This is a genomic window from Thainema salinarum CENA647, from assembly GCF_057732415.1.
In genome coordinates this window covers 192,875-208,897 of record NZ_JBYJZJ010000022.1, presented here as the reverse complement: position 1 = coordinate 208,897, position 16,023 = coordinate 192,875, and the positions used below count along the sequence as shown (strand labels likewise).

Sequence of the window (16,023 nt, the reverse complement as noted above, 5' to 3'; positions counted from 1 at the left end):
AGCTGTATCAAGCTAGCAACCTGGCTTTCAAGACGGAGCGAGGTTCCTGCATTCTTGGGAACGGTTTGGGACGGCGCTTTACAACTCGGGGTTCTGAACGGTTGGGTCGAAACGGAATCACCAACTCTCGCACCACGTTTAACAAGGCCTGGTAGCCTCGCCGTCGTTCGGATGGAGCTAGATGCAGCAACTCAGGCCGGAAGTGATTGAACTGTTGCCGAGCACCTTGTAGAGAGACTCGCAACACCCCGACCTCGCCGTCGGCTGTCGCCTCCCACATCAGGGTGCGAAGCAGATTGTAGGCCAACAGATGCACCCAAATACTTTTGCTCACCATGGTGGGTGTTTTGGCAGCAATCATCTCCATGGCTAAGGTGGTTTTGAGATGCCGGAGATTAACTTCGGCGGCCTGCCAGCGGAGCTGATAGAGTTCGGCAAGTTTAGCTTTGGGATAGCGGTTGGGATCGAGTAGCGTCGTTACCACCACAAAGTTGGTCGGGCGAAACCCAGGAACCTGAATGAAGAGATACACTTCCCGCACCTCAATGGATGCCGCCAGAGCCTCGAACTCCTGCGGCTTGAGGGCTTGAGGGCATTGCTTCGGGCGCTGCCAGCGGACGATGTGATCGCCAATGCCCAGTTTTTTGCCCCGTCTGAAATCGCAGCGGCGCTGATGATGCTTGCGAAAGACAGCATCGGCTCCCATCCGGGCGACCCAGGCCAAATCTACATAGGTGCCATAGGCTGAATCGGCCACCACCACATCCTCGGGGCGCAGTTTCTGATAGAGTTGGCGGGCTAGACGCCATTCACTCACCCGCAACGGAGCCATCGCCACGGCCATAACCGCTCCCGTGGTGACACAAAACCACACTTGGAGTTTGAGAATCGGAAAGCCGCAGCCCTCTTTCTGATTGCTGTGTTGAGGATACTCGGCTTGGTTGGCCTGCGTGTCACTCATCAAGACCGTCGTCGCATCAAAGGCTTTAACCGGACGGCCACACCAGCGTTGCTCTGGGGAGACTTGGCGCTGCAACGCCCTCACCACCCGCTCGAACAGGGGCGGAAATATCGACTCGGGAAGGCGTTTTCGTGCTTTACTATAGCCCCCGGTATCGGCTGAGGGCACCTCCAATCCCGACACGCTCATCCAGGTCACCACTCGCTTGACTGCATGGCTGAGACTGCTGTCGGCATCCAGCACTTGGGAGAGCCAACTCCACAGGACGACCATGGGAGTGTAGAGGACTTGTCGATATCGGATTCCCTGCTCGCTCAGCACAGTTTCAATCTCTGCTTCCGGCAGCATCTCAGCAAAGGGTAGACCGATGCTGCTCTGATAGTTGGCCTTGAGAACGTCCGCACGATTCGGCATCATAGAGGCAAGGTTATGGGCTTCAACGGTTTGATTCTGACAAATCAGGCGCTTGAAGCCTTTTTTGCTCTCTTATGTCAGTGCCATTCAGCTTTAGCCCGATTGTTTTCGTTCAAAACAGCGCTCACAATCAAGGTTGTAATACTAATAAAGGCGATGAAGGATTGCAGTAAGGTCAGTGATGAGCTGAGGGAGCTTTGGGCGAAGAGGCTACGGTTATGAATGGTGCCGATGATTGCGATCGCAGCTATCCCAACCATCAGCAGCGTTGCACCCACTTCGCCAAACCGAAAGGCTGCCCACAGGATTAACGGCACCACCAGGTAAGCCACCGGATAGCCGTGACCGAAGGCGATCTGGCTCACAACCAGCATCAAGAATACAATCAGCATTCCCTCCACGGGCTGTTGGTGGAGTAGACGCTTGAAGATGGATGCATCGTGATGCCAAGCCATGATTAAGGGCGTGACGGTCATGATCGCGAAGGCATCACCCATCCACAAGCTCAGAGCAATGGGCAGGTAATACGCCCAGGCAAATTTGCCGAGTAGGCAGAGCAGCAAGGGCGTGAGCACGGCGGCAAACAGGGGGCTGAGAAAGCAGTTGCAGATAATGAAGGCCGTCGTATCGCGGGCATGGCCCAAAATGTATCGCTTATGGGTTAAGGCGGTTGTCCAGTAAACGCCGAGCAGTGTACCAATCGTACCAATGGTGATGATCAGGATCGTGAGCAGGGCATCGGTGAGGGTGGCGAGGCCGTTATAAAGAACCGCTTGCGTCAGCAGTACCCCAAGGATTGAGCCTAACCAGGTAGGGTATCCCCAGATGTAGATGAGTCCGACGCTGACGCCAGTGGGGAGCCAAATCGCGCTAAAGCCAGATACTGGATCGACGGCCAAATTCGAGAGGTAAGCCAGACCGAAGTAGGCGATTGCTGCAATGGCTTGCTGCCAAAGGGAAACTTGGCGAAAGTCGAGCAGTTGCGTATACCAATTGGCATCGGTTTTATGCATAACGGGGCTGGTAGATGCTGCTATCACAGGGTGTATACCGATATTGCCCCATTAGGTTACCCAATAGTGATGTCTGAATAGGACTGGGTTCGAAGGTCGTCACAGCAGATGATTGTTGACCACGAGAAGGAGAGATGCGATCGCACTTCCCCTCTCAATGTAGCTGGCACTATATGATCGGGATACAGTGTCAAAATTAAGCTGTGTCTGCGAGAGATATTTTTCACGAAGCCGTTAAACAAGCGCTGCAAAAAGAACAAACGATATCAGGTCTTGATAATTGTGTATGACCCAACCAACGAGGTGATTGTGCAATGGACAAGTTAGACCAGTATCGAGAATATGTTCAGGCATTGTTACGTCAGTACGCCGAGGAGGATGCTTCGGACAATGAGGTTGATGTTCAGCTTATCTTTGATGCTGAGCGAGATCATTACCAATGGATGAATGTGGGCTGGCAGGGATTGAGCCGGGTTTATCGTTGCATCATCCATTTCGATATTTAAGGATGGAAAAATTTGGCTTCAGCAGAATCTAACGGATCAAAATCCGGCAGAAGAACTGGTCGAAATGGGTGTGCCGAGGGAAGATATTGTGCTGGGCTTACAGCCTCCTTATAAACGGCAATATACGGATTATGGTGCTGCTTGAGGTTTAAGATGCGATCGCACCTCTTCCCACCCGCGATCGCAGTATGGAAAGCCGCTTAGCTTGGTTGAAATGCTGTGAACTGCTCTTGAGTCAGGTTTTGCTGTTGCGGAATAAGGATTAGCGGCTCAGCAATGAGCAGTTGCTGGTTTTGCTTATGTGTTAGGGCCAAATCGATAAGCGTCAGCAGCTAAGCAATAAACGTTTTGAGGTTTTGCTTATACGTTAGCGCTAAACCTATAAGCGTTAGCTGCTGGGCAATAAGCAGTTGCTGGTTTCGCTTGTACGCTAGCGGCAAACCGATAAGCGTTAGCGGCAAGTGAGATATGCTTTCCTGCTGAGGAATAAGCGGTTGCTGCTGGGCAATCAAGGTTAGGCAGTTGTGCGATCGCACATTCAAGCATCCGAAAAGTGCGATCGCATCTTTTGATATGGGAGATTTGATTAACTATCTTTGTAGGATGGGTTAGCGTTAGCGTAACCCATGCGGTTACTGGTTTTCACGCTTCAAACTGACTTGTAAAAGGTGCGATCGCACTAATATACAGTTAGTGTATAAAACCACGCGTTACAACAATATCAGTACTATAAGTAACAATAAGGTTAAATCAGATGACATACCCATAGAACCTATAATTTCGCTATAGATTGTTTGCTAGGGTTAAGCATATGTCTAATGAAGATCTTCACAGCACAAATTCTTTTTCAGAACATCAATCTCAGGATTTTGAAAAGAGTTTTTCATCTTTACGGGGCGCTCTGAAGATAGAAGCATCCACTTCAACCCCAGATGTAACCGCTGGGATGGAGTTTTCTATTTATGTTGTAATAAGGAATCCATTTCCTGTTCCAGTTACTATTTACAGTACAGAAACACATATACCTGTTGAGCTTTCCGATGAAATATGGAGGCAGCAGGAAAGAACTAAAAGATATCAGAACTTTAAAAGGAGGTTAGGAGACTACCCGTTGAGCATTATGGAGTTGAAGACTCTCGATCATCTTTTTCAAAGAATAGTTATTAAGTCTGAATTCTACGCAGAGGAGCTAATTAGAGCTTTGCGGAGAGATAGGGGCCCTCGTGTAGCTGTTGCAGTAAGCCCTTTAAGTTTAAAGGAAAAGGAATTTGAGGACGAATTAGGTAAAAATATAGAAGTTAGAGACGTTAAGTTAAGTGGTGAGAATAATAATTTAAGAATAGTACAGGGATCAAGTTGGGATCTTAGCTTCTCAAACATGTCTCACGAAGAAATTAGAGATATGCTTTGGGATATTAATGAATATGTAAGAGGTGGACAACCTATTACTCTTAATCCAGGTAATTCTGTTGTCAAACACTTTATCCTAAAAACAATGAGATGGATCACCTTTACTCCGATATCTCATACTTTTCAAATCCAAGTTAGATATGAATTAGATAATCTGAAACAGGTAGACACACTTCCTTTTTCTTTGATCATTAGAGCCCCAATCAAGTCCTCTATGTTAGGCTCAATTATTGGCAGTATATTAGGGTACTTTGTTAGTAGTTCTCAATTTCAATCTTCTGACGGAATAAGAGATCTGTTAGTAGATCTTGCACGTACAATTATCTTTGCTTTAATTATTGTTGTTGCTTTCGCACGAAAGAGCGAGGTTCAGCAAATCGTTTCAGTTGAAGACTTTTGGGGCGGAATATTCATTGGTTTTTTAGCTGGATACGCTGGTGAATCATTTATTCATTCGATCTTGGGTCCACCCAGGTCAAGCAACTAATTAAGTACTACTTCGAGCACCATATAATTTTTGGCCATTTTAATGTTGATGCAGTAATCCTTCATTTTAGCTATTCTAGCTCCAAATTATGGATCTTAAAGCTGATGAAGCTGCTATCAGTGAGTCGCAACTTCTGTGGGTGTAAGAATAAAATCCAACAGCCTATTCTCCCTGTGTCTGTCAATGAACCTGTATTGACTCCATAGGTCAAATCTCGTACTGTGAAACGTTAAGTTGCGATCGCAACTGGATACCAAAAATCTAGTCAGCGCTACCCAGAGTTGGTGCAAGCAACCCTGGATAGCTAACCGCTACGTTGGAACGAGCAACGCGACGGCTTGGGGAATAATACCCCAGAGCCACCCTGCATTGCACTTCAGATTGCGGGCGTGGCTAGGTTTTTGGCTTTCCTCCCGAAAGTCCAAAAATCAAAGGAAACACAATGACATACCTCATCCTCGGTGCTGCCTCCAACGCAGCGCCACAACCTGCTGCGCTCCGTCCCAGCCAGCCAACTCGCGATGGTCGCCATCCCCTGCGGATTATCCTGCTCGGCTCCCGCCCCGACATCATTGTCACCATCAAAAACCTGCATCGGCGCGGCTTTGCCGAAGCCAACGACTGGAGCCAGCCCATCCCCTGTCCCAGTGCAGGCGATGTTGCCCGTATCCTTGCCCAGCGCCAACCCGATGACCAAATCAGCATCCTCACCCGCTATCTGAGCTGATCCGTTACGGGCCAGAAACCGGGTTTCTTCAAGAAACTCGGTTTCTAAAGCACGTGGGATTGAGAGGGAAAAGTGCGATCGCACTTCTCCAGTTCGAGTCCATTACGGATTTAGAAACTTGGCTGACGGAGAATGAGCGGAAAATGAATAGTGCGATCGCAGATTAACCTCTAATTCAGTCCTAACTGAAAAGGGCGATTTTGCTGCACTGTAGCAAAATCGCCCTTTTCAGTTAGGACTGAGTTTTTAGCTCAGAAAACTAGTCTTGATTCACTGCCGGACGGCTACCCACTGCATGACGATCGATCACCTGATCGATGAGGCCATACTCCATCGCTTCGGTGGGTGACATGAAGAAATCGCGCTCCGTATCTTCCTGAATTTTGTCGAGTGGCTGATCCGTGTGATGCGCCAACGACGAATTGAGATAGCTCTTGAGATACAGGATTTCGCGAGCCTGAATTTCAATATCCGTTGCCTGTCCCTGCGCACCGCCAATCGGCTGGTGAATCATGATGCGGGAGTTCGGTAGGCTCATCCGCTTGCCCTTGGCACCGCCGCTGAGTAGAAAAGCGCCCATGCTAGCGGCTAGTCCTACACAAATCGTGCAGACATCCGGGCGAATGTGGTTCATTGTGTCGTAAATGCCGAGTCCGGCTAACACGGAACCACCCGGTGAATTGACATAGAGATAGATGTCCTTCTCTGGATCTTCAGCTTCAAGGAACAGCATTTGCGCCACAATCAGATTCGCGACATCGGATGTGACCTGTTCACCTAAAAAGACAATGCGCTCTCGCAGGAGTCGAGAATAAATATCAAAGGCGCGCTCACCACGACCTGACTGCTCGATAACGGTTGGAATCATGGAAGTTCTGCGTCCCCAAGTAAACGTTTCACTAATTCTAGCGATTTCCGGCCCAGAACGAGTACGGGCTCTACGATAAGCCTACTAGATGAAGTCTAGTGGTATTTTAGTGATGAAACGGCACCGTCAAAAGCGGCAAGATAATCCAGGCCAGCCAGCACCATGTCCAGCCATTCAGCGGGCGCTGCCAGTCAAATTCGCCGGAATCCGACAGCAGGGCATTAATGCGCTCTTGCATCCGGTTGCCGACGGCTTGGCAGCTAAAGGCTGCGGATAACGAGCAGGTTTGCATCAGGGGTGCTTTGGCCACTTGGACGAGCGATTCTGCGAGCACGAGCTGATCGACCTGCTGAGCCGCCCACTGATCGGCCCGAATTTCGCGCAGGAGGAGTAACTCTTCCCAAAGTGCCTGCGTATTCGGTAGCCAAGCCGTCAGTCGCCGCAGCCAGCCCAGCCAGAAAAACCAGAAGGTATCGCGATAGGCATAGTGGCCCATCTCGTGTACCAGCACCGCCTGCAGCTGAGCATCGGTCAACGATTCCATTAGTCCCCGGCTCACCATCAGCTCTGGCTCCCAGAAGCCAACTTGGGCGCTGTAAGGCAAATGGGTGGCCAAAACGCGGCATTGATAACCGTAAAGTTCCTGGCAGGGCTGCGCTTTTGCCGATTGCACCGACTGCCAACCGGACACCCCAGACACCAGCCCCAGGCTGATCGCCAGTCCTACAAATCCCCAGGCCAAACTGTAAATGCTCCAGCCTTCCCAGTAGGTGACCATGTGCCCCGATGGCCCCATCAGAATAATTGCGATCGCAGTCATCACGGGTAAACAAGCGGGCACGAGAAAGCGAATCAGCGCCTGCTGCCACCGCCGCTGATAGGAACCAGCAACTCGCCAGCTCAGTCGGAGAATGATCGACACCACCAGCGTGGCAACAACTAAGCCCAAATGCATCCAGCCGAACTGCATTAATCCAGCGTGCATGGTCATGATTGCGCCTCCCGTCGTTGACGTGCCGCTTGAATCTGTTGTGCGATCGTATCTAGTTGTTCCAAGCTGGCCGCATCTAAGCTATCGGCAAAGGCGGCCACAATGTCGGGATTGCTGACCGCAAGGAATTTCTGTAGCTGATCATGGGAGTGCAGCACCTTGGCCTCTACCTGGGAAATGCGGGGCTGCCAGCAAAAGGCTTTGCCCTGCTTTTGGCGTCTCACCCAGCCTTTCTTGGCTAGCCGATTCAATACGGTGGTGACGGAGGCATAGGCCAGCTCCCGGTCAGGATCGGCCAAAATCTGGTCGTGAATGTCTTTCACAGTGGCGGTTTGGCGCTGCCAAAGAATACTCAGAATCTCGGCTTCGAGCGAGCCAAGACTGAGATGTTTGGGTGTGTAGTCCGGTAACGGCGGCATGAGCTGTAGGCGTTACGATTGTCAACTTTTACGGTCTTGCACATTTGAGGAATGTTTTTGATCAGGACAAGACACTGCTGTGTCCCTATGGTGGGCTTAAATTTGTGCAAGCCCAATGCAAGACCACTTTAACTGTACCAGGACAGTCAAACCGAGAGGAGTGATTTTGCCGCCGCATCGCGGCGGCAAAATCACTCCTCTCGGTTTCCAGATTAACGAAAGGGCAAGAAATCTCAGATTCCTTGCCCTTGGACTAGGGTATTCTGTGCATCGCTCTGGGTATGCAACAGCGCTCAGCGCTGCTAATCCGTTTAACGTTGCTAAACCTTGGCCACTGATTCTGTCAATCGTGATTCCGTTTTATCGGGAATGTTCTGATCGGGGATAGAAGGCAGCTCGTCGTCGCCAGTAATTAAGCGTGCGCCCCGCTTGCGGGTGAAGTAGTTCCAGCCCCACTGGAGCATAACCAGCAGCTTGTTGTCGAACTCAATTAGATAATATATGTGAACAAAGATCCAGATCAGCCAAGCGAAGAAGCCCTTCATCTTGACTCCTTTCATATTGACCACAGCAGCATGGCGACCGATCACGGCCAAACTGCCCATATCGTTGTAGTGGAAGGGCTGAATTTGTTCACCTTTCAGCCGAGCGCGAATTGCCTTCGCAACATATTGACCTTGCTGCATTGCCACCGGAGCCACACCGGGTAGTGGACGATTGTCCTGATGAGCATAATGAGCCAAGTCGCCAATCACAAAAATATTGGGGTAGGTCGGTAAGCTCAAGTCAGGACTCACAATGACGCGACCAACTCGATCCAGTTCTGCTCCCGTCCGCTCAGCAAGCTTGCGGCCCATGGGGGATGCTTTAACGCCAGCTGCCCATAGAACTGTACAGGAGCGCATCTCATCAACATCATCGCCCCGTTTGATCGTGACCACATCGCCATCAATATTGGTCACTAGCGATCGCGTTTGCACCGTGACGCCAAGTTGAGCCAGTGATTTTTCAGCCTCTGCTGATAGTTCGGGTGGATAGGGAGGCAACACCCGATCCATTCCCTCTAAGAGCAAAATGCGCGTTTCGGACGTGTTGATCGACTGGAAATCATCGCGCAGAGTCCCATAGGCAAGTTCAGCTAAAGCACCAGCTAACTCAACTCCCGTTGGGCCACCACCCACGACGACAAAGGTTAGTAAGGCTTTGCGCTTTTCCGGATCTGTTTCCTTTTCAGCTGCTTCAAATGCCAAGAAGATGCGGCGACGGACTTCCAAGGCATCTTCGATGGTTTTCATGCCTGGTGCAACGTCGGCCCACTGATCGTTGCCAAAGTAGTGGTGGCTAACGCCTGTTGCCAGAATTAAGCTGTCGTAGCTCACCTCTTTGCCATCTTTGAGAATAACTTTCTTCTCATCGGCGTCAACGTCGATAACTTCACCCATCAGCACCTGCACATTCTTGTGATGATTCAGGACAGCACGAATTGGCGAAGAAATATCACCTGCAGACAGTCCGCCTGTTGCCACTTGGTAGAGCAGCGGCTGGAAGAGGTGAAAATTGCGCTTATCGATTAGGGTTATTTGGACAGGCAAACCGCTTAACGCTTTCGCTGCATAGAGTCCGCCAAACCCTCCACCTACAATCACGATATGGTGAGAATTTGCGGTTGTTCGGCTTGATTGGCTAGAGAGTTGTTGCTGCGTCATGGCGGTCGTTTCCTTATTACCTAGTCCTGGATTGACGAATGACGAATAGCGAACTCGACTACTCGTCTTGTTGCAAAAGTTAACCTAATCGCTCCGAATATTTTACACAAGTTTATGTTCGTCGTTATAAAAGGTGGGTATTAACCGATACGGTGCGATTTAACTTCATGGGGTGTATCGTTTCTTCACAAAATTGTTACACACTACAGCTAGCCGGATGACAGACCAAACTTGCAGTTGGGAACACTGGATAACAAAGGTTCGTCTTGGTTGACACTCGTCTGAAAGAGTGGCGAATTCAGATCACAGCAACAAAGACGTATCAATCATCACCATGTAAATAGGTTGTGGCTACTACGTTGTCTATAACCTTAGCCTCGATCTAATTGAGTGCGCATCTACAATCATGCAGAATCCGATTGAAGTAGACTTTTATGTGTCGAACTGCCGAATTCTGCGGTAGTGATGAATTTCAGGCCCCCGGAAGCTCGTTTATGCGCAAACGTCGAAATACACAAGATTCGATGTAAACACGGTGCTGTTTAGCTTAGGGATGCGTCAGGCTGAATATTATGCTGGGTGACACAATTGGTGGACGATATCAAATTCAGGAATATTTGGGAGGTGGAGGTTTTGGGCAGACCTATCTGGCTCAGGATATCCACTTACCAGGCTGTCCGAAATGTGTCATCAAGCAACTGAAACCGAAGGTTGCAGATCCGATTACATTACAATCAGCCCGTCGTCTATTCGATACAGAGGCGCAGGCGCTATATGCATTGGGCAGTCACGATCGCATTCCCCGGCTGCTAGCGCACTTTGAGGAAAATCAGCAGTTTTATCTGGCCCAAGAACTGATTGAAGGCCAACTGCTGAGCCAAGAATTGGGTTCGGGCCGCTGCTGGAGCGAGGCCAAAGTGATTGATGTGCTCGACGATTTGCTGAGTACATTGGCCTTTGTGCATGAGCAGGGGGTAATTCATCGCGATATCAAGCCGTCGAATCTGATTCGGCGACAAGTGGATCAAAAGATTGTGATGATTGACTTTGGCTCTGTCAAACAGGTGGGCCATTTATCTGCGATCGCACAAGAGCAGGGTCAGGTAAGTATTACCATCGCCGTCGGTTCACTGGGCTATATGCCGAATGAGCAACTAGCGGGGCAGCCCTGTTTGAGTAGTGATATCTATGCGGTGGGGATGCTAGCGATTCAGGCGCTGACGAGAATTGATCCCAAAACGCTGAAGAAAGATGTGCGCACCAGCGAAATTCTGTGGCGCGATCAGGCCGTGGTCAGCGACTGGCTGGCTGACATTATCGACCGCATGGTGCGCTATGACTTTCGCCAGCGGTATTCGTCAGCCGCAGAAGCGCTCTTTGCCCTACGTCAAGCTCAGGACGATGATGAATTTGAGGCTGATGAAACTATTGCGATCGCACCAGCGGTATCGCCGCCATTAGCGGCTGTCTGTTCAACTGATGAATCTGAGCAAGATACCGAACTGGAGCATATTGGGCTGGATGAGGCTGCATCAGAGGATGAGCAGACGCTGGAACTGTATCAGGGCAGCGTGGTGTTCAACCAGTCGGAGGGCCATCTGCTGGTCTGGATGGAGCGGGGTGACGAGCTGTTTCAGAGTCAGCGATTTGGGGCGGCGCTGGCCTGCTATGAGCGGATTACCCAGGCGCGGCCAGAGGACTACTTGGCCTGGTTTAAACAAGCGATCGCACTGGAAAATATGCAGCAGTATGCCAGCGCCGCAGAGTCCTATCAGCAAGTGATTCGGTTGCGTCCCAATGACTATCTGGCCTGGTATCGGCAGGGCAAAGCGCTGGAAGTCCTCGAACGCTGGCAAGAAGCTTTAGCAGCCTATAGGGAAGTTACCCGCCTCCAGCCCAATAACTACTGGGTGTGGCACGATCGCGGTCAGGTTTTGGAACAGTTACAGAATCAGGAAGCCGCGATCGCCGCTTACACAAAAGCGGTGCAGATTAAGCCCGACTTTCAACTAGCCATCGATAGCCGTAAGCGCTTGCTGAACCGTCTAGAACGGGTCGAGCAGCTCTATCAGTTGCAGCATTACGAAGATGCGATCGCATCTTGTGATCAGCTGATTGAGCAGGAGCCAGATAACTCGCTGGCTTGGCTGATGCGCGGTATGGCAATGGAGAACTTGGGCCAGCTTAAAGCCGCTGTCTCTTCCTACGCTAGGGTGACGCGCTTGCAGCCCTCGGATCACCTAGCTTGGTACAAGCAAGCCTCGGTGCTGGAAAAGATTGACCGCTATGCGGACGCACTGGCCGCCTATAACCAGGTGGTGGAACTCCAGCCTGAAAACTGTTGGGCTTGGCACGATCGCGGTCGCATGTTGGAACAGATTGGTCAACTGGAAGAAGCAGTAGTTTCCTACGATCGGGCTGTACAGCTTAAATCCGGTTTCCAGGAAGCACTACAAAGCTGCGAACGCGTCATGAATCGGCTCAAGCACCGTCAGGTGTTGCGGTAGTCGCTACTCTTTATCCACGTATCGCCAAATAGCCCCAGGTGTAAGCCGTGGGCGCGATGGTATCCATCACCGTAAACTCGGTGGCGGCCAAGAATTTGTAGACATCAAAATAAGCTTCTGCGGTTGGCCATTCTCGCGGGTCAGGAAAGGTTTCATCTTCAAATAGCTGAACCGTCCAATAATCACCAAACTGAGTCAAATCCAGAGGGCCAAAGACGGTGATGCCGGGCGGTGGTGGTTCGCCCATAACGCGCTGATCGATAGCGTTTGGATGCTGCACACTCTGCTGACCTAAACCCGTTGTGTAGACAAGATTTTGGGGATTGGCACCAGCGACAAATTGGGTGCCGAGAAGTGCGGCCTTTAGATACTTGTCATCTTGAGTCAGAGCATGGGCACGTAGAATCGGCAGGACTTGTGGGGTACCGATGCTTTGACCCCAGCCGATGGGAGCATAAGGATTCGTTTTCACCCAGCGGAAAGCGGTATCTTGACCAAATTTCACCAACTGATCGGCTTCTCGCAGGAGGGCTTGGTAGGCGTGCTCGTGAATCGCTTCTGCGCCGGCAACAGGTTCGAGCTGAGCATACACATAAGCCGCATCTCGTTGATCATGGCTTCTCCACTCGCGCGTCGGCACATCGGCATCGGTATACACCGTTGTTTCTAGGAAAATACCGTGCCAGAGATTATCACCCGTCAGGCGATACAGTTCGACGGCTGCGAGGTTGCGTTCATCGCGAATCCGGTAATCATCAGCGTAATCTTCTTGCTGATAAACCTGTTCGGCGTAGGCCATTGCCCGTTGCGCACTATCTTGATACTCCGCTGCTAAATCCGGCTGTCGTGACTGGAGCCAGTGAGCGGCGCGCGCTGCAACACCCGCATACATGTAGCTTGACCATATATCTGGCGCGTAGGCCATCACGTCTAACGAAGACTGCCAGCTAGTTTCGCCATACTCGGGGTGTTCTGCTGTTTCAATGCCTCCACGGATACCCCCATCGGGCGTTTGTAGTCGTTTAAAGAAATCGAGGCTCCAAAGCGCTTCGTCAATTACATCCGGTAAGGCATTGTCTGATTCAGGAATATTCAGGCTGATTGAGCTGAGCTGATTGGGAAACTGCTCCGCCAGTTCAAACAGCAGCCGGGGAATCTGCAAGTGCTGAATCCGTCGATCCCAATCGCCAGCGTCGAAATAGCCACCCCAGGCATTGGGTACAACCTCATTCGTCTTACCCTCTAAGAGGGCTGCAAAGGCATTTTGCTCACCAATACCCATATTGGTGTCCATCAGCTTCGCGTCGGACTGATACACCGCGACGCCATCATCAGGATGGAAGGGGCGAGGGCGCTTAACCGTGGTGTATGGTGGGCCGAGTTCAATGCCGCTGCGCTGATGATAAAGACCGCGCGTAGAGGTGACAAATGCCTGCTGCCAAGCGCCCATTTCAATGGGAAAGGAGAACGAGCAGCCCACGGTATCGACACAAACGCGATACTCGCCCGGTTGGTTGAACTCGCTAAAGTCGAGGGTATAAACATCCGTTAGGGTATAGTTGCGATCGCGCGGATCTTCCTTGGCGTCTTTTCGATGCGTCAGCTGGGCTTGTCCGGTATAGACTGCTTGGTCGGTTGCCTCGTCAACCAAGGAAAATGATGGCGTGTTTGGATAGCCTAAGCTGCCGCCGTTGCCCATCCAGAGGGAGAGAAACGCCACCTTTGCCGGATCATCGGGCCGAAAGCCAATTTGGGAGACATGCACCGCTTCGCTACGGATAGACTGCGGCTGATAGTCAAACGTGATGTTTTGCAAGCGCCCGTCTTGAAACTGCACATCATAGGTATTGCCCGGTGTCAGATCGGTGGGCAACTGTAAGTAAATGCGGTGCTCAAGCGGCCATTCATGTGTATTTGGCCCAGTTTGTGCCCAGTCGGTTGGGCGAGTTTTACGGTAGACCGCTGTGGGTGTCATCGGTTGACGGTAGGCCGGATCAGTGTGGGAAACAATCTGATAGCTACTGGTGCGATCGGCCCAGTTGGGACTGAGAAACTCACCTTCCACCCGGTCATAGGTATACAAAATATCCTCATCTTTACCAATCAGCGTGCCGATCGTTTGGCCGTTACGCTGAACCTGTGGCTGTAGCTGGTCATCTTTCGTCGGGCGCTGGTCGCCGGGCTGAGGCTGATAGGGAAGCTGTTCGGCATAGTTCACTTCACCATTTTCAACTGCGATCACAAGTACATCCTGCCGAACGGTATACACCTGCTGCACAGGTAAGCGGTCGGTTTGCTGCAAGAAAGACAAAGCACAAGATCCTGTCATTACAATCAGCAGCGTGGCAAAAGCGAGTCCAATAAACCAACGACGTCCTCGGCGCATAAGTAAAACCCAGTTAATAAATCCGGATAGCAAAGCTAGTGGTTGGCCCCAGTGTGTTGGGTGATGTGAATTCCCCTAGGAGTTCATGCCACCCAACCCACTGGACGCTGTACGAGAGTGGCGTGTTTCCTTTCCTACACTGCCACATCTTTTAATCTGCTGTAGCGTTAGGCGAATGAGAACCGTAAAACGGTTGATTCGTCTAGATTTCACGATTTGAGCTATAGGAGTTTACGGTGCCTTAAAAATTATTGCCGAAGGCTTTATGAAGGGTTTTACTCGCGCGACTTAACGATCTGATGACAGATAGACCTCACATAACCCTAACAATTTATAGTTCTGTAAAACTTGTCTACATACGCCGTGATAAATCAGATACCGTGAGGTTGTAGGAACAGTTTGGAAGAGAGACTAAAACAACATTTTCTGAACAAAAATCAGCTTGGAAAATATGTTCATAAAAATAGCCCTTTGATGGAGCTAAATGGACTTAAACAATTTGGCTATTTCTCTGCTCAGCTTTCTCAGTATTGATATCAAATTCCGCATGAATCATAGATTGACACGTGTTGGTGAGTATCAAAAATATGGGCAGACTAGAATTGGGTCAAGGATCTGAAGAGAGACTAAAACAACACAAATTGAGCAAAAGTCGCTGTAGCAAAATCTTGACATCATCCTGACATTGATGCAATCGCAATTAGATAGAAAAGCGACTGAATAGAAGAGCAGATTGCTCACTTTTGGGCCAGTTAAATGTCACGCATTGATTCACAAAAAGCAGTTCAGATTTTATTTTTTCTTAAGGCAGTTGGTACTCTTTAGAGCTTTAGTTGGCGATTAGAATATTCGTGTCTTGTCAATGCTCGCTTTAAGACGATTAACAGCTCAGATTCGGAGATATTGGGGTGATCCAATCTTGGCTTTAGCCTGCGTTTCAAATGTAAATAATTGCTTAAGTCTGACTGCTCCTTCATCCCTGCTCCCTTCGTTGCTTAATGAGGAAATGTTTATGATTGCCACCTCTAGCACCACGCCCACAGGCAAAACTAAGGCTAAGACAACGTCGGAACAGCCTGCTGCCGATCGTCGTTTTAAGCGGCTCGACATGACGATGAAGCGGCATCAACACCGAGGGGATGCCTTGATTGAAGTTTTACATGCGGCTCAGGATGCCTTTGGCTATCTCGAAGAAGATGTGCTGGCCTATATCGCTCAGGGCCTGAAGCTGCCGCTGAGCCGGGTGTACGGCGTTGCCACGTTCTACCATCTGTTTTCGCTGAAGCCCAGCGGTGCCCATAGCTGCGTCGTCTGTATGGGCACCGCCTGCTATGTCAAAGGCAGCGGCAAGGTGATGGATGCACTGCAGGCTGAGCTGGGTGTCGAGGCTGGAGAAACCACGCCGGATGGTCAGGTTTCGCTGATGGCGGCCCGCTGCTTGGGAGCCTGTGGTATTGCTCCGGCGGCTGTATTTGATGGCACAGTGGCGGGCAAGTTGGATGCCAATACTGCTTTGGCGAAGGTCAAAGCCTGGGAGCAGGAATAACGAGTCAAGAAAACGAGTCAAGACGATCTGCATCAACGCGAACGGCTGACGTTATGACACCAACCCCACCTATCGGCATGAT

14 protein-coding genes are annotated in these 16,023 nt (G+C 50.4%); 6 read left to right on the top strand and 8 right to left on the bottom strand.

All coding sequences use genetic code 11. The features are described from left to right. Positions 1-7: 7 nt before the first annotated feature. Together AC286M_RS07650 and AC286M_RS07645 are read right to left on the bottom strand one after the other, a co-directional pair. Complete coding sequence (locus AC286M_RS07650) at positions 8-1,378, bottom strand: IS4 family transposase (protein ID WP_488202900.1); 1,371 nt, start codon at positions 1,376-1,378, stop codon at positions 8-10. Between the two features lie 74 nt (positions 1,379-1,452). After that, entirely contained in the window at positions 1,453-2,388 is a 936-nt protein-coding gene (locus AC286M_RS07645; protein WP_488203813.1) for an MASE1 domain-containing protein, read from the bottom strand. A 314-nt stretch (positions 2,389-2,702) separates the two neighbouring features. Between AC286M_RS07645 and AC286M_RS07640 the strand changes: the two genes are divergently transcribed. Then, positions 2,703-2,894, top strand: a complete 192-nt coding sequence (locus tag AC286M_RS07640) for an element excision factor XisI family protein (protein WP_488203812.1) — start codon at positions 2,703-2,705, stop codon at positions 2,892-2,894. Continuing rightward, positions 2,866-3,039, top strand: a complete 174-nt coding sequence (locus AC286M_RS07635) for an element excision factor XisI family protein (RefSeq protein ID WP_488208820.1) — start codon at positions 2,866-2,868, stop codon at positions 3,037-3,039. The genes AC286M_RS07640 and AC286M_RS07635 overlap by 29 nt, the downstream gene beginning before the upstream one ends. A 187-nt stretch (positions 3,040-3,226) precedes the next feature. On the opposite strand, the gene AC286M_RS07630 is transcribed toward AC286M_RS07635, so the two are convergent. Then, the gene (locus AC286M_RS07630) at positions 3,227-3,430 is read right to left on the bottom strand and encodes a hypothetical protein (protein WP_488203811.1); all 204 of its coding nucleotides are present in this window, start codon (positions 3,428-3,430) and stop codon (positions 3,227-3,229) included. Positions 3,431-3,705: 275 nt separating this feature from the next. On the opposite strand from AC286M_RS07630, the gene AC286M_RS07625 reads away from it, so the two are divergent. Both AC286M_RS07625 and AC286M_RS07620 read left to right on the top strand, forming a co-directional pair. After that, complete coding sequence (locus AC286M_RS07625) at positions 3,706-4,791, top strand: hypothetical protein (protein WP_488203810.1); 1,086 nt, start codon at positions 3,706-3,708, stop codon at positions 4,789-4,791. 442 nt (positions 4,792-5,233) lie between these two features. Then, positions 5,234-5,518 (top strand): hypothetical protein, encoded by a 285-nt coding sequence (locus AC286M_RS07620; RefSeq protein WP_488203809.1) that lies wholly within the window; start codon positions 5,234-5,236, stop codon positions 5,516-5,518. Between the two features lie 259 nt (positions 5,519-5,777). On the opposite strand, the gene clpP is transcribed toward AC286M_RS07620, so the two are convergent. The 4 genes from clpP to AC286M_RS07600 all read right to left on the bottom strand — a co-directional run bounded on the left by clpP (position 5,778) and on the right by AC286M_RS07600 (position 9,502). Beyond that, positions 5,778-6,386 carry an ATP-dependent Clp endopeptidase proteolytic subunit ClpP gene (gene clpP / locus AC286M_RS07615; RefSeq protein ID WP_488203808.1) on the bottom strand — a complete coding sequence of 203 codons (609 nt, stop codon included), beginning with the start codon at positions 6,384-6,386 and terminating at the stop codon, positions 5,778-5,780. A 106-nt stretch (positions 6,387-6,492) separates the two neighbouring features. Further along, entirely contained in the window at positions 6,493-7,377 is an 885-nt protein-coding gene (locus AC286M_RS07610) for a M56 family metallopeptidase (RefSeq protein ID WP_488203807.1), read from the bottom strand. Continuing rightward, entirely contained in the window at positions 7,374-7,796 is a 423-nt protein-coding gene (locus AC286M_RS07605; RefSeq protein WP_488203806.1) for a BlaI/MecI/CopY family transcriptional regulator, read from the bottom strand. The genes AC286M_RS07610 and AC286M_RS07605 overlap by 4 nt, the downstream gene beginning before the upstream one ends. Before the next feature lie 320 nt (positions 7,797-8,116). Then, positions 8,117-9,502 (bottom strand): NAD(P)/FAD-dependent oxidoreductase, encoded by a 1,386-nt coding sequence (locus AC286M_RS07600; RefSeq protein ID WP_488203805.1) that lies wholly within the window; start codon positions 9,500-9,502, stop codon positions 8,117-8,119. A gap of 572 nt (positions 9,503-10,074) precedes the next feature. Here AC286M_RS07600 and AC286M_RS07595 point away from each other — a divergent pair. After that, positions 10,075-12,009 (top strand): tetratricopeptide repeat protein, encoded by a 1,935-nt coding sequence (locus tag AC286M_RS07595; protein WP_488203804.1) that lies wholly within the window; start codon positions 10,075-10,077, stop codon positions 12,007-12,009. A gap of 10 nt (positions 12,010-12,019) precedes the next feature. Here the strand turns inward: AC286M_RS07595 and AC286M_RS07590 are convergent, their stop codons facing one another. Next, positions 12,020-14,338, bottom strand: coding sequence for a glycoside hydrolase family 9 protein (locus AC286M_RS07590; RefSeq protein WP_488203803.1), 2,319 nt, complete (start codon positions 14,336-14,338; stop codon positions 12,020-12,022). Between the two features lie 1,069 nt (positions 14,339-15,407). Between AC286M_RS07590 and hoxE the strand changes: the two genes are divergently transcribed. Then, positions 15,408-15,941 (top strand): bidirectional hydrogenase complex protein HoxE, encoded by a 534-nt coding sequence (gene hoxE, locus AC286M_RS07585; protein WP_488203802.1) that lies wholly within the window; start codon positions 15,408-15,410, stop codon positions 15,939-15,941. The last annotated feature ends 82 nt before the right edge of the window (positions 15,942-16,023 follow it).